The sequence below is a fragment of the Streptomyces sp. NPDC045701 genome, from assembly GCF_056432045.1.
The window spans coordinates 1-14050 of sequence record NZ_JBWKJV010000071.1; the positions used below are offsets into that span (position 1 = coordinate 1).

14 protein-coding genes and 3 pseudogenes are annotated in these 14050 nt (G+C 68.6%); 13 read left to right on the plus strand and 4 right to left on the minus strand.

Annotated elements, in window-relative coordinates:
- Positions 1-36 precede the first annotated feature (36 nt).
- From AC07DW_RS30965 to AC07DW_RS31010, 10 genes and pseudogenes are all read left to right on the plus strand, one after another.
- Positions 37-87, plus strand: a pseudogene (locus tag AC07DW_RS30965) (hypothetical protein); the annotation flags it as partial.
- 244 nt (positions 88-331) lie between these two features.
- Positions 332-655, plus strand: a complete 324-nt coding sequence (locus AC07DW_RS30970; RefSeq protein ID WP_478860986.1) for a transposase — start codon at positions 332-334, stop codon at positions 653-655.
- 443 nt (positions 656-1098) lie between these two features.
- Positions 1099-1305: a hypothetical protein gene (locus tag AC07DW_RS30975; RefSeq protein WP_478860987.1), complete on the plus strand. Its 207-nt coding sequence runs from the start codon at positions 1099-1101 to the stop codon at positions 1303-1305.
- A 422-nt stretch (positions 1306-1727) separates the two neighbouring features.
- Positions 1728-2042, plus strand: a complete 315-nt coding sequence (locus AC07DW_RS30980; protein ID WP_478860988.1) for a hypothetical protein — start codon at positions 1728-1730, stop codon at positions 2040-2042.
- Positions 2043-2898: 856 nt separating this feature from the next.
- Positions 2899-3087, plus strand: coding sequence for a hypothetical protein (locus AC07DW_RS30985; protein ID WP_478860999.1), 189 nt, complete (start codon positions 2899-2901; stop codon positions 3085-3087).
- A 441-nt stretch (positions 3088-3528) separates the two neighbouring features.
- Positions 3529-3663 (plus strand): hypothetical protein, encoded by a 135-nt coding sequence (locus tag AC07DW_RS30990; protein ID WP_478860989.1) that lies wholly within the window; start codon positions 3529-3531, stop codon positions 3661-3663.
- 102 nt (positions 3664-3765) lie between these two features.
- Positions 3766-4209: a hypothetical protein gene (locus AC07DW_RS30995; RefSeq protein WP_478860990.1), complete on the plus strand. Its 444-nt coding sequence runs from the start codon at positions 3766-3768 to the stop codon at positions 4207-4209.
- An 8-nt stretch (positions 4210-4217) separates the two neighbouring features.
- Positions 4218-4928: a tyrosine-type recombinase/integrase gene (locus AC07DW_RS31000; RefSeq protein ID WP_478860991.1), complete on the plus strand. Its 711-nt coding sequence runs from the start codon at positions 4218-4220 to the stop codon at positions 4926-4928.
- 54 nt (positions 4929-4982) lie between these two features.
- Positions 4983-7202: a tyrosine-type recombinase/integrase gene (locus AC07DW_RS31005; RefSeq protein WP_478860992.1), complete on the plus strand. Its 2220-nt coding sequence runs from the start codon at positions 4983-4985 to the stop codon at positions 7200-7202.
- 75 nt (positions 7203-7277) lie between these two features.
- A pseudogene (locus tag AC07DW_RS31010) lies at positions 7278-7613 on the plus strand (DUF6262 family protein); the annotation flags it as partial.
- A gap of 434 nt (positions 7614-8047) precedes the next feature.
- Here AC07DW_RS31010 and AC07DW_RS31015 read toward each other — a convergent pair.
- Positions 8048-8356 (minus strand): hypothetical protein, encoded by a 309-nt coding sequence (locus tag AC07DW_RS31015; RefSeq protein WP_478860993.1) that lies wholly within the window; start codon positions 8354-8356, stop codon positions 8048-8050.
- A gap of 70 nt (positions 8357-8426) precedes the next feature.
- On the opposite strand from AC07DW_RS31015, the gene AC07DW_RS31020 reads away from it, so the two are divergent.
- From AC07DW_RS31020 to AC07DW_RS31030, 3 genes and pseudogenes are all read left to right on the plus strand, one after another.
- The gene (locus tag AC07DW_RS31020) at positions 8427-9557 is read left to right on the plus strand and encodes a cation:proton antiporter regulatory subunit (protein WP_478860994.1); all 1131 of its coding nucleotides are present in this window, start codon (positions 8427-8429) and stop codon (positions 9555-9557) included.
- Positions 9554-10750, plus strand: a complete 1197-nt coding sequence (locus AC07DW_RS31025; RefSeq protein WP_478860995.1) for a cation:proton antiporter — start codon at positions 9554-9556, stop codon at positions 10748-10750. Before AC07DW_RS31020 ends, AC07DW_RS31025 begins: the two co-directional genes overlap by 4 nt.
- 197 nt (positions 10751-10947) lie before the next feature.
- Positions 10948-11316, plus strand: a pseudogene (locus AC07DW_RS31030) (Acg family FMN-binding oxidoreductase); the annotation flags it as partial.
- A gap of 18 nt (positions 11317-11334) precedes the next feature.
- Here the strand turns inward: AC07DW_RS31030 and AC07DW_RS31035 are convergent.
- The 3 genes from AC07DW_RS31035 to AC07DW_RS31045 form a co-directional block, all read right to left on the minus strand.
- Positions 11335-12021 carry a helix-turn-helix domain-containing protein gene (locus AC07DW_RS31035; protein WP_478860996.1) on the minus strand — a complete coding sequence of 229 codons (687 nt, stop codon included), beginning with the start codon at positions 12019-12021 and terminating at the stop codon, positions 11335-11337.
- A 257-nt stretch (positions 12022-12278) separates the two neighbouring features.
- Positions 12279-13487 (minus strand): IS3 family transposase, encoded by a 1209-nt coding sequence (locus AC07DW_RS31040; protein WP_478860997.1) that lies wholly within the window; start codon positions 13485-13487, stop codon positions 12279-12281.
- Between the two features lie 218 nt (positions 13488-13705).
- Positions 13706-14050: ATP-binding protein (locus AC07DW_RS31045; protein WP_478860998.1), on the minus strand; the 345-nt coding region annotated here is incomplete at its 5' end.

Genomic DNA, 14050 nt, shown 5'->3' on the forward strand with positions numbered 1-14050 from the left:
TGCCGTCGGGTGATCGTGGACGCCATCCGGTACGTGGTGGACAACGGCTGCAAGTGGCGGGCTCTGCCAGTGGACTTCCCGCCATTCAGCACGGTTGGCAAGTTCTTCCTGCGCTGGACACGTTCCCAGGCGGTGGACGAGCTGCACGACTGGCTGCGCGACCAGGTCCGCCGCCGGGACAATCGCGACCCGGAACCGACCGCCGCGGTCATCGACTCGCAGTCGGTACGGGCCGCAGAGACCGTCGGCGCCACGAGCCGGGGCTTCGACATGGCCAAAAAAGACCAACGGCCGCAAGCGTCACATCGCGGTCGGCACCCTCGGCCTGCTTTTGACCGTTGCCGTCACCAGGGCATCGGTGCAGGACCGCGACGGCGCCCGCCCCTTGCTTATGCGTCTGCGCCAGGTCCACCACCGCATCACCCTCACCTGGGCCGATGGCGGATACGCCGGCAAGCTCGTGACCTGGGCGAAAGACCATCTCGCCCTGACCTTGGAAATCGTTAAACGCAACGACGGCGCCCGGGGGTTCGTCGTTCTGCCCGGCGGTGGGTCGTTGAACGCACCCTGTCGTGGATCTGCCGCAGAAGGCGTTGCGTCCGCGATGACGAACGCCTCCCCGAACACCACGAAGCCATGGTCAAATGGTCGATGATCATCCTCATGGGACGCCGCCTCGCCCGGTAACAAGTCGATCGAGGTCACCCGCCGCTACTGGTTCAGGATCAGGCGCTCAGCCAGACACGCGCCCGCAACAGCCACTACAAACAACGCGGACACACCCCCTAACTGTGATTGCAGTACTAACTAACTAACCGTCGCGAGTTCGCATCCGATGCAATTGGCGGCGCTCGGACCATCGGTACAGCCGTTGGCACTGAGAACGATCATGGAGTCTAGCTGCGGATCTCCGTGTTCGGGTGGGGTTGGGACTGGAGGCGTTCGCGGAGGTCGATCTCGGGGTGAGTGAGTCGCGAAGGCGGACGGGCTTCGGCCTGAGCGGCAGGCCGTCGTCCGCCGCGACGTCCTCGGCTTCGGCGAGCGCCCGGTAGTGCGAGGCGACCGAGGGGTCCTTGCCCGCGTTCTTCCCCGGTCTTGATGACCAGCTTCTTCGCGATCTCGGGGACCGGGACGCCCTTGTTCTTCAGCGCGGCGGCAGGTGAGCATGTCGTCGTCAATGACCTTCGGCCGTCCGCCGTGGCTGCCCTTGGCCGCGGCGGCGACCTGGCCGCCTTCGAGGGTCATCGATCCCGTCGCGGCAACGCAGCAGCGCCCCGTCCCTTCGACGCCGCCTCGAATCTGTGAACTCCCGAAACCGTGAACTCGCAGAAGAGAACACCCGGCTCCGCCGACAGCTCGCCGAAGCTCTCGGGCGCCTCCGCACAGCTGGACTTCACGATCTTGATGGCCCAGCACCGGGCCCGTTCCCACACGCCGCTCTTTGTAACGATCGGCCCCACTGATCCAAGGGCAGCAGGCTCCGCCGGTCCTCGTTGCGGACGTTGTCCGCAACGAGGACACCCAGGTCACAGCCCCTGACCATCTCGGTGGCTCAGGATAATAACGCTCCTAATGAGAATCACCTCCGCAACCATCGTCAGGCACAGTTCACGCGGCTGCCGTGATGTTGCTTCCCCTTTCCTGGGTAGTCACTCAGGTAGGAGAGCGTCGATCTTGGCGTAATCCCGACCTGCGGAGCGTGCTTCGCATAACGAATTGGACACCTCATGACCACTGTGAACCCGGCGGGCACCCCTGGCACCCCTGGTCGTCGCAACGGCGGTACAGGCGTTTCCGGACACGGCCCGCGCCGCTTGTCGACCGAGACGAAGTCCGCCCTGAAGACGACGGAGTTCTTCGTCTACATCGCCTCTGTGATCGCGGTCCTGATCGCCTCCATGCTGGTGGGCACCGAAGAGGGTCACGCCGACTACTTCCGTGCCGACAAAGCCTGGCTGTACATCGTGATCCTCACCTTCGGCTACATGATCAGCCGTGGGCTGGCCAAGTCGGGAAGCCGTGATCACTACGACGGCTCCTGACGCGGCACGTCGATCTGCGCGAGCACCTGTCCTGATGGGCGGTGATTCGCGAACGGGTGATCCCGGGACCGCTGCGGTCTTCACCCGCCCGCCCAGGGGAACGTTCACCGTGTGAGGGGCATGCTGTCCGCTGCTACGGGCGGCTCCGGGTAGGGCGGGCAGGCCGTCAGTCCTTGGCGAGGGCCAGGCCGAGGAAGATCCCGACCAGTAGTGCCACGCTGCCGGTGGCCATCACGGCCCACGTCCCGGTCTGCGTCGGGGTGAACGCCGAGGTCAATCCAGGCAGCCCTTGGGATCCATCTGCACAGTGCGCGCCCCCTTCATCCCCGCCGCCGGCGGATCCGTCAGTAGCAGCACGTTACCGCCGTGGCCCAGTACCGGCGTCCTGCCACCTGCCCATACGATAATCCTTGTGAGTCATGACAGACGTCGGCCCTTGGGACATGGTCCCCGAGTGGAGTCCGTAGACCGGGCCGTGACCGATGAGTTCCGGCCCCGCGTCGGAGCCACGGAGGCTGACCTGGACACGGGCCCCCTGCAAGGTCTGCACCTGCCTGATCTGGCACAGCTTCGGGACCGGGGCGTACTAGGCACCAACCTGGCGGAAGGCTGCCGACGTGACCACCCGCCGCCCTTTGGGCACTGGTCCCCGTTCCACTGACGAGGAACTGTCGCCAATTGGCGGCAGTCACGAGCGAGGCCTTTGGGTGCGGGGCGGGTGAACGCCTTCTGCACCGCCTGGTCCAGGCCGTCCCCGGACTGCGTGGTCATCGCCTGCCTGTTCCCTTACTCGCCGTTGTCGTCGTCGGTGACGTTGCCGTCCTTGATGTACCGGGCGAGGTTGAGCTCCGGGGCGTTGAAACTTCTCCCGGACCTCCTCGCCCCACGCGCCTACCAGGACCCGACACATGTCGCCTACTACAACGAGAACTCCTTCGTACCGGAAATCCCTGCCCGATTCCAGAAGTCACGGCTGGTCACCTACTTCCCGACCGACTGGCAGTCCAGGAACCACATCTCCTATGTGCAGGCCAATCTGCGGTGAAGGGCGGCGCCGAACGCTGCGGCGGCCCCTTGCTGGTGTGACGCCCGGAGCGACGAAATGTGTGCAGGAAACCCGGTCACTCATTGGACTCATCCCCGTGACCGCTGACCTGCCGAAGGGTGACCGCTGGCTCAACTCGGGCATCTCCGCGACGCGCAAGGCTCTCTGCGCGGGGCGGCGCGCCCCTGAGCGGTTCGGGGGCTGATCCCGCACTCCCACACCGAGGTAGGCGCTCTGTCGCCCCGTCTCGGGCCTGCTCTGCATGATCCCTCGCCCCGGAGCGTCAGTATCACGCCAGGTCAGGACGGTGTATACAATAGATCATCCGCATTTGGGTGTCCTATCTCTGACCCACGGTGCAAAGTAGTCGTCGGCCCTCTGCCCCTCCCGTTGCTTCGCGCCCGGCCTCTTCGTTAGGCCGAATGAGTAGTCGACGGAGGGGTGGGAACGTTCATGCGCCGGGAGTGGTCGCCCGAGGACGTGGTGGCGTGCTGGACGGCGGCGGGCGGCGACTGGGACCTGGTCGCGAACAAGTCCGGCCCGACCAGGCTCGGGTTCGTTATCTGGAGTCGCTGAGGCCCTGTCCATCACGTGCAGCACGTACGAGTGAAGACCCCTTCGGCCCCGTCCTGGATGGGATTACCTTCCGTCATCCACCACGGATGAGCGGGAGGTTCCATGCGGGTACAGCGCGTGCTGATGCCGGACTCGGAGGCCGAGTCATGGACGGTGCTCGGGGACGACCATGTGCCAGTCACGCCGATCGAGCGTTACCTGGCCTACCTGGCCTGGGGCGAGAAGTCACCGAACACGGTCAAGGCGTACGCCCACGACCTGAAGGTGAGGTGCCCCGAAGTTTCCGGACAGACGTCCAATAGGATTGCCTTGAACTGTCCGGAAAACGCGAGGCCCCTGAAGGACTGGTTCGTCTACCTGGAAGGTCGGGGGCTGGACTGGCGGTCGGTGACGCTGGGGGACGTCGCCGGGTTCGTGGGCTGGCTCCGGCTGCCGCCACAGGCCCGGGACGGGAAGGTTGCGGTGTTGCCCACGGCGGATCACCACTGCGCGGAGTCCAGTTTTGTGAGTTCCACGCCCGCCACGGGGTGCCGCTCGGCGACCTGATGGTGACGATGCGGCCTGCCGGTCGCCGTGGTCGCGGCAGTTCCTACAAGCCGTTCCTGGAGCGCATCGCCAAGAGCCGTCCGCAGAAGGCGCGCACGATCTGGCTGCGGCAGCCGCGTCGGCGACCGGTCGTGCTGTCCGCCGGCGACGCCCGGGCGGTGCTGGACGGGTGCGAGCATCTGCGGGACCGGCTGCTGTTCGCGCTGCTGCTGGACACCGGACTGCGGATCGGCGAGGTACTGGGGCTGCGGCACGAGGACATCGCGCTGGCCGAACGGCAGGTGAGCGTGATCCCGCGCCCGAACGCGAACCGGGCGCGGGCGAAGGCTGGCCGCTCGCGAAGCGTCCCGGCCAGCGCGGAGCTGATGCGGCTGTATGCCGACTATCTCAACCGCGGGTACGGGGCCCTGGACTCGGACTACGTGTTCGTCAGTCTCTGGGGCCGCCCTCACGGTCGTCCACTTGCCTACTCCGCCGTCTATGACCTGGTGGAAGGGCTGCGCCGCCGCACCGGCATCGACTTCGAGCCGCACCAGTTCCGGCACACCTACGCCACGTGGCTGCTGCGCAAGGGCGCCGGCATGGAGAGCGTGAAGGAACTCCTCGGGCATGCCTCGATCACCACCACGATGGATACGTACGGGCACCTCACCGTCGAGGACGCCCGCCGGACGCTGGAAGCGGCGGGCTGGTTCACCGGCCGGGAGGTGCGGCTGTGACTGTCACCCCTCTGCCCACGGGTCCGCTCGGCCGGTCCGGGCTGCTGGAGAAAATTGCTGGCCGCGGTCCGCCCGGAGTTCCGCGTCGACGTCCTGGTCCCCGATGCCGACGACCCGGTGCTGGGCTGGAAGCGCTGCCCGGTCCCGGGCTGCAACCGCGCCGCCCACGAGCAGGGCTTGTGCACCGGCCATGCCCAGCGCTGGCGCCGGGACGGGCGCCCTGACCTGGCGGTGTTCCTCGCCGACCCCGGCCTGCCGCTCCGGGGTGTGGGCGAGCTCATGCACTGCACCGTCGCGGGCTGCCGCTTCGGCGCCGCCGGCAAGGGCTTGTGCTCGCGGCACCGCGACAAGTGGTCCCGCTCCGGCGGCGCCGATCCCGCCGCCTGGGCGGCTTCGGCGCCGCCGCTGCCAGGCACCGACCGCACCGAGTGCGCGCTGCCCACCTGCACCCTGTGGGTGGAGCATGCGGCGAACGCGTTCTGCAAGAGCCATCATGTCCGGTGGCGCCAGGATGGCGCCCCGCCGGTCGAGGTCTTCATCGTCGAGTGCCAGTCCTTCGGCCTGCCGCGCGTGGAATTCCGTGACTTGGCGCCGCAGCTGAAGCTGGAGTTCCAGTACGCCGTCCAGGCCCGTCGCGACGAACAGACCGTCACCGCTCCGGCCCGCATGATCACGGCCGCCATCCGTTGGGCTCGCGAGGAGCGAGTCGGGTCCCTGCTCGACTACTCCGCGGAACGGTGGCAGCGGGTCGCCAACCCCTACCAGCGCCGCGGATCCGGCGGCTACGACAAGCGCGTCGCAGTGTTCCTCCTCTACGCCCGGGACGCGGTCGAGACCCTGCGCGACGGCACCGGCTGGGAGGTCGAGTACGCCCGGGACGTGTGGCGGCTGGGCAAGCTGACCGGGCTCAACCGCAGCGTCAGTCGGCCCCGTCCCCGCAGCGAGCTGCGGTTCGACCGCATCACCCAGCCCTGGATGCGGGTGCTGGCGAAGCGGTGGATCAGGCTGCGGCTGTCGTCCGGCCTGAACGTCAGCACAGTTGTCAGCGACATGCAGGCCCTGACCCGGTTCAGCGAGTTCCTCGACGCCGTCGGCCCCACCGTTGTCCGCGGCCTGGGCGACGTCGACAGGGCCCTGCTGGAGCGCTACCTGGCCTGGCTGACCGGCCTCCCCGGCGGGCTCAGCTCGAACGAGAGCCGCGTCAACGGCCTGCACCTGTTCTTCCAGGCCATTCGCCAGCACGGCTGGGACAACTCCCTGCCGACCAGCGCCGCGTTCTTCACGGGCGACTGCCCGCGGCGCCGCACACGGCTCGCCCGCCACCTGGCCGAGCACATCATGACCCAGGTCGAACAGCCGGCGAACCCCGACCGATGGACTGATCCCGCCGCCCGGCTGATCAGTCTCATCCTGATCCGCTGCGGCCTGCGTGTCTCCGACGCCTGCACCATCCGGTTCGACTGCCTGCTTCATGACGGCCAGGGCGCCCCTTACCTGCGCTACTTCAACAACAAGATGAGCCGGGAGGCCGCCGTCCCCATCGACGAGGAGATCGAGGCCGAAGTCCGGGCCCAGCAGCAGCGCGTCCTTCAACGCTGGCCGGACGGCAATCCGCATGTTTTCCCCCGGCTGAAGGGCAACGCCGACGGCACCCGGCACTTCTCCCCGGACACCTACCGGCAGATGCTCAAGCGCTGGCTCGCCCAGTGCGACGTCCGTGACGAGAACGGGCAGCCGGTCCACCTCACCCCGCACCAGTGGCGGCACACCTTCGCCACCCGGCTGATCAGCCGGGACGTCCCGCAGGAAGTCGTCCGCGTTCTCCTCGATCACGACTCCCACCAGATGACGGCCCACTACGCACGGATCACCGATCAGACCGTCCGGCGCCGCTGGGAGGCCGCCACCAAGGTCAACATCCGGGGCGAGCGCGTCGCCCCCGCCCCCGAGGGCCCGCTGGCTAAGGCAGAGTGGGCCAAGACCCGCTACGGCCTTTCCACCCAGACCCTGCCCAACGGCTACTGCGGGCTCCCCGTTCAAAAGAGCTGTCCGCATGCCAACGCCTGTCTGACCTGCCCGGTCTTCCTCACCGGCCCGGAGTTCCTGCCCGAGCTGAAGGCCCAGCACCGGCGGACGCTGACGCTGATCGACAATGCGAAGGGCTGCGGACATCAGCAGGTGGCCGAGATGAACGAGCAGGTCGCGGCCAACCTCGACCAGATGATCACCGAACTCGAAGCCGGCGGGCTGCAGGAGGCCGCCGATGCGGGCTGACAACTCCCCACACATCGTTGCTGCCGCCCGTTCCCGGGCCGCGGCAACGAGGGAACGGGCGCCGCCGGCCAGCCGGTCTCCTTCGACGGGGTCGCCCGAGAGGCCGGTGTCTCGCGGTCCTGGCTCTACAGCCAGACCGACCTGCGGGCCGAGATCCACCGCCTGCGCGAGCGGCACGCCCCGGTGGCTTCAGCGCCCCAAGTCCCCGACCAGCAGCGCGCGTCTGATGCTTCCCTGCTGCGGCGGCTGGAGGCCGCGACGGCCCGAAACCGTCAGCTGGAGGCGGAGGTGAGAGAACTGAGGGACCAGCTCGCCCGCGTGCTCGGACAACAGCGGGCCGCCGCCCTCACCTCTTCGGGTGAATCCCGCAGCCCTCGCCAGCAGTCGGTGAAGACCATCGGACCCAGCTGATCCGGTCCGTCGTCGACACCGGCCACCAGGCAACGACCCAGGTCAGAGCCACGTCCGGTTCTGCGGCTGAAGATAAGGTTCGTACTGATGCTGAAGTTCTTCGAGCTGGAGGGCCGGTTCCACCAGTTCGTGAAGGAGTTCCCGCCGCGGCCGCGCGTGGTCAGCGCGAGCTTGCCCGCGGGGCCAGGCCGCCGGCCTGTAGGAGCAGGGGCCAGGCGAAGGCGGCTATCGGCTCCTCGGGATAGAAGTCGCCTGCGTCCAGTACCTCGGTCACCTGGGCGATGGTCGCGGCGGACGGGCGCAGTGTCTAGCAGTTCTGTGTCATCTTCTTCGCGCACCGCGCCACTGTGCCCGACCAGCCCGAACCCCTTCGCCGCGGGCCGTTGGACCCCGGCGGCGCCCGGTACCGTGCCCGGGCACAACCTGGCAGGGTGTCAGCCCGCCCAGTGGCGGTAGGCCTCGATCCAGTGCGCGCCGCTCGGTGCGGGAGTGGGCAGGGGCAGATCCAGAAGCCCGATGGGCTGCCGCTGTTTGCCGCGGGTGCAGATGGCCACGATCCCGCTCGCGGTGAGGTCGACGCCGATGACGCACACTTCCACGCCCAGGACCGTCGTGGCGAACGGCATGGCCAGATGTTCCTCGACCATCGTGAACAGGCCCGTGACTTCCTCGTCCTCGCCGTAGGCGTCGACGGTGGCCTCCTCGACCAGCCTGTCCAGCTGGGCCCGGCTCCATTTCCCCATCCGGCCACAATACCGGCCTTGCCACCCCTTCATGGGCGCAGGGTGCGAGGCGTAGACCTGGTGGACGGCCTTGCCCGAGTACGACATCCGCAGCGTGAACAGGTGGCACTTGACCACCTCGCCGCGCCAGGCGGACCCACACACCGGCGAAGTCGACCTCTGCTTCCTCAACGGGGCGCGCACGCTCTTGACCGTGGCGTCGGCCGTCGCGGTCGTGTGCGCGGCGGTGGCCGCGGGCTTCTTCGGCGCGGAGGACGGGGACGAGACGGCGACGGCCGTTCCGTACCGAGCCGAGATGCACCTGAGGCACTATCCCGTCCAGATGCCGGTGCCCTTCCCGGGCCTCGGCCTCGATCTGCGGGCGCCGGACCAGCAGGTAGTCACAGGCCGTCGAGCAGGACGCCTGGTCGAAGCCGTGCTCTTGCGCAAGCCGCTGATGGATCCGCCGGGCGGTGTGCTTCTGCTTGCACGGAGCGGTGAGATCCTCCCGCAGTATCGCGTCGATCCAGCCCTTGGCCGGATCCAGGACAGACGTCCGTGGCACCGGTTTCTTCCGCAGCGGCGGAACCGCCAAATTCATAGCCTGACGCACCGTCCTGCGATGCACTCCGCACGGCCATGCGAGTTCGGACAGTCCGTCGCTGGCGACGAAACCCCCATATGCCCTCTTCGTGTAGAGGCATACAGGTTTGCGTGCGGCGTGATGATTGGCGGCATGGACGTCAACGAAGTACTGCTGCCCGGGGTGGGGATGCGCTACGAGTTCACCACCCACGAGGGGGACCGGATGAGTGTCGTCGCCCTCCGGTCCGGCGATTTCGAGCTGATGACCTATGAGGGCCTAGATCCGGACGAGGCGCGGGTCGCGTTCCGGCTGACCCGCGAGGAGGCCGACACTCTCGCCGAGATTCTGGGAGCCCCGCGCATCGCAGAGCGGTTCGCGGACCTGACCAAGGAGGTGCCGGGGCTGAGTGCCGGGCAGGTCGAGGTAGGTGCGGGCGGGCCCTTTGTGGACCATCTGCTGGGGGAGACCAGGGCCCGGACGCGGACCGGTGCGTCGATCGTGGCGATCGTGCGCGGCGAGGAGGTGATGCCTTCGCCGGGGCCGGGGCAGGTGCTGCGCGCGGGGGATGTGCTGGTGGTGATCGGAACCCATGAGGGGATTGCCCAGGTGGAACAGATCATCCAGGCTGACCGGTGAACGTCTCGGTCGCTCTGCTGCTGGAGCTGGGGGTCATCCTGGCAGCGCTGAGTCTGCTCGGGACGCTGGCCCGGCGTTTCGCGCTCTCGCCCATCCCGCTCTATCTCCTTGCGGGTCTGGCTCTGGGCGAGGGGGGCATCGCCCCGGTTCCGGCCGCCGGCCCGTTCATTGAAACCGGATCGGGCATCGGGGTGGTCCTCCTGCTGCTGGTGCTCGGCCTGGAGTTCACCGTGCCGGAGTTCACCGGCAGCCTCCGCCACCATCTGCCGTCCGGAGCAGTCGATCTTTTATTGAACGCGACACCCGGAGCCGCGGCGGGATGGCTGCTGGGCCTGGACGCCACCGGGATCCTGACCCTGGCGGGCGTGACCTACATCTCCTCCTCGGGAATCATCGCCCGGCTTCTGAGCGACCTGAAGCGCCTGGGCAACCGGGAGACCCCGGCCGTGCTGTCCGTGCTGGTGCTGGAAGATTTCGCGATGGCCGCGTTCCTCCCGCTGCTCGCGGTCGTCGCCGCCGGAGGCACCTGGCTGCAGGCACTCCTGGGCGTCCTGCTGGCCCTCGGCGCGGCCCTGGCCGCGCTCGCCGTGTCGTACTGGTGGGGGCACCATCTCGGGCGGCTGCTGCTGCATCTGCGTCCGGACGCCGAGCAACTACAGCTGCGGGTGCTCGGCGTGACACTGATCGTCGCCGCACTCGCCGAGGCCGCGCACATCTCCGCCGCGGTCGGAGCCTTCATCGTGGGACTGTCACTCACCGGTGAGGCGGCCGACCGGGCACGGCAGGTACTGAGCCCGCTGCGGGACCTGTTCGCCGCCGTCTTCTTCCTCTCCATCGGCCTGTCGGTCAGGCCGGAGACGCTGCTGCCGGTGCTTCCCGCCGCCCTGCTGCTGGGGGTGGTCACGGCGCTGACGAAGATGGCGGCCGGCTGGTACGCCGCACGACGGGAAGGCGCGGGGCACCGGGGCCGACTGCGGGCCGGTACCTCGCTCATCGCACGCGGCGAGTTCTCCCTCATCATGATCGGTCTGGCCGGGGTGCGGCAGGACCGGCTCGGCGCCTTGGTGGCCGCCTACGTCCTGCTGCTCGCCGTGACCGGTCCGGTGCTCACCCGTTTCGCAGGGACTCGCCCGACGCCTGGCGCGGGGACGGGCAGGCAGGTGCACACCGGCAGTGCCACGGCGGAGCGATGACAGGCCCGCGCAGCCGGCGGCGCAGGCGTTTGTCGGTGGAGGCGAGCGCGGTGAGCACTGGGATGGCGAGGCAGGCGGTAGAACTGCCGCAAGGACCGGTCGCAGCAGACCGCCGCCCGCCGCCGCAGGCAGCACGTTGAGGCCGAACAACTCAAGCCGCTGCCCAATGCTGAAGTCAAGCCACGAGACGGACCGTCTACGCGATGGGCCCCCGCCGCTACGACGGACGGGCGTCGGTCCGGGACTTCAGCGGCGGCCGACAGGTCGCGGTTCCGCGGTCTTCGAGAGCTCGCCCTGTCTGGCGGTTCTCGGCACGCGGGAGGACAAAAGAGAGGACTGGCTGCTCGCCGGTCAGGCCATGGAGCGGCTCCTGCTGCAGGCGACGCAGGACGGCCTCTCCACGTCCCTCAATTCGCAGGTTTCTCGAATGGCCGGAGCTGCGCGGGGCGCTGCGCGACCCGGTGTCGGGGGCGGAGTACCCGCAGATGCTGATTCGCCTTGGCTACGGCCCCGAGACGCCCGCGACCCCTCGTAGGTCCGTTTCCGAGGTCCTGGTCGTCTGCTGAGGTGCGCGGCCTCGCGCGTCACCGGTCCCGTACGACGATCCGCCGCCCGGTCACTCGATCGGGTGTCACGGTGATCCACAGGTCCCTCATGCCGCCGGCCCACGGCGCGCTGCGGCTGTGCGTCTCCAGCCTCCGCACGGCGTCGGGTGCGGTGACCGTATACGCGTCGCCGACGACAAGAACGCTCCATCCGCGGCTGAACGCGTCGTCAATGCGGTCCACCTCGAAGGCGACCACGTGTCCGGCGGCTCTCGCGGGTGTGGCGTCCGGTGACGTCCTGAAGGCGACCTCCTCCCCGAGCGCCAAGTAATTGACCGGGACGATCGTCGGCCCCGCCCCGGTGGTCACGGCGATGCGCCCCACGCCGTGGCTGCCCAGCAGCTCCCAGCACTCCGGCCGACCGAGCTCCAGGAGCTCCGGGTGATACGCGGCCTGGCCGACGCCGGGAGGAAGGTCGACGTTGCCACCGGTTAGTTCCTCGACGCTCGTTTCGAGGGCATCGGCGAGGCGGAGCAGAAGACCGATGCCGTGCGTGGCGGGGTGGGTCTCCAGGTATCGGATGTACTCGGGTGCGGCGCCGGTGCGCAGGGCGAGGTCCTCCTGGGACAGGCCCAGCTGCTCGCGGCGCGCCGCCGTCCGTCTGCCCACGTCGCCCCTGGCCCGCGATCCGGACGGCGCCGGACCGGTCTGCGGTCGGTCGGACATGACGGCTCACTTTCGTGTCGGGGACATCCGCGCGGTCGTCACGCAGCGAAGGCCCGTACCGGTGCCGGCCGGGCCCGTAGCACTCCACGCTAGGCACGGATCAGTGTCGTCCGCACCAGGAGTCCGGTTCACCTGCCCGCCTGGGACTCCGTGGCGTGGAGAGCCGCGCGTCCGGCTTCGAGACGGGCGATGGGCACGCGGAAGGGCGAGCCGAGTGGCCGCTGACGGCGGGGGCTGGTGGCGCTGCACTAAGGAGGTCATCGGGTATGCGATGGACCACCACTACCAGACGCCGCTGATATCCCTGGACGCGGGCGGCCGGACGTGCACCGAGCGGACATGCGCGCCGGGGACCTTCTCGTTGACGGCCGCGACCAGCCGCGGCGTGGTCCAGCGCAGCTTCGTGCCGTCCGCGAGCGCGTTGGGAACGACGCCCAGGCGGCCGGTGCCGCGTCGAACGCCACGGCCTGGACGTGCCCGGCGAGCTCGGGCGCTCGCGGTGCGGCCGCCAGAGACTGCTCACCGCTGGAGCGCCTCGAACGACATCTGGCCCTCGGCCCCCACGACCAGCTCGCCATCGAGGACCAGGCCGTCGGGGAGGTCCGCAGCGGCGTCCAGGAGATCAGGGAAGCGGCTCTGTAGGAGCTGCCGCGGCGGGACTGCACCAGCAGCGGGCAAGGCGCGGGCCACGGGGTGAAGACGATCGCCCGGTAGGCGTCGAACTTGGGCTGAAATCGCAGCTCACCAGGCAGCACGCCCGTCGCGGGCACCGCGTCGCGGGCCTGCGCCAACATCGGTTCCACCGGCGGCCGAAGCACCATACGTCCGGTGTACGGGCTGATCATCTGCTCGGACTCCACAGGCGGGAGTCTGTCGGCACGGGTGTGGCGGCGTCTGGTGTTGTAGAAGTCGGCGGCCCAGGTGGCGATCTTCAGCCGGGCCCCGGCACGGGTCGTGAACCGGTGCCGGTGGACATACTCGACCTTGACTGTGGAGTTGAACGCCTCGGCGGCGGCGTTGTCGAAGCACGACCCGACCCGTCCTATGGACTGGATCACGCCCAGCCGGTCACACAAGCTGTTGTAAGCGGCGGACGTGTATCCGCCGTTGCTGCCGCGGTCGCTGTGGAAGATCACTCCGTCCACGTTGCCGCCGCGGTTCGCGGCGGCCATCTGCAAGGACGCGCTGACGAGGGCGGCGTCGTGGTGAGCGTCCATGGCGTATCCGGGGCAGCGGCGCGAGAACAGGCCGATGACGGTGGCCAGGCAGAGCTTGCCCCCGCCGGTGTCGATCTCGGTCATGTCCCCAACCCAGAGCACATCGGGGGCGATCGCGTCGAAGTGCCGTCCGGCCAGGTCACAGGTGGCGGGCCGCTTGACCTGCCGGGTCAGGTTCCGGCGCTTCTTCGGCTCACGGCCGTACCAGCCCTCCTCGGCCATGATCTCGGCGACCGTGTTCACCGACACCTGCCAGCCCTCAGCCCACAGGTCCGCGTGATCCGCGGAGAGCCGAGCCGTAGGTACGGCCGGACAGAGTGAAGAAGTGCTTGATCCGCTCGGCCAGCGCAGCCCGTCTCACCTCACGCTTCGTCGGATTCCCGGGCCTGCCCCGCCATTTGTAGTACCAGGCCTGTCGGCGTACTCCGAAAAGTGCTCAGCCAAGTACAGATAAATGTGCTCAGCCGTCAGGCGATTTGGGTGTCCCGCTCGATGGCGGCAAGGCGGTTCTTCAGGCGGTAGCTGGGCCCGTTGATGGAGATGACATCGCAGTGGTGGAGGAGCCGGTCGGGGATCGCGGTGGCGAGCACCTCGTCGCCGAAGATCTGTCCCCACTCGCTGAACGTCTTATTCGAGGTGAGGACGATGGAGCCCTTCTCATAGCGCTTGGAGATCACCTGGAAGACGAGGTTCGCCTCGGCTCGTTCCAGTGGCTGATGTTGGGTCGGGGACGAGACGCCGTGCACTGTTTCCAGTGCCGGTTTTCCCGTCCCCGCCCGCCGAACCGGACGTGCCCGTTGGCCGAGCATCCG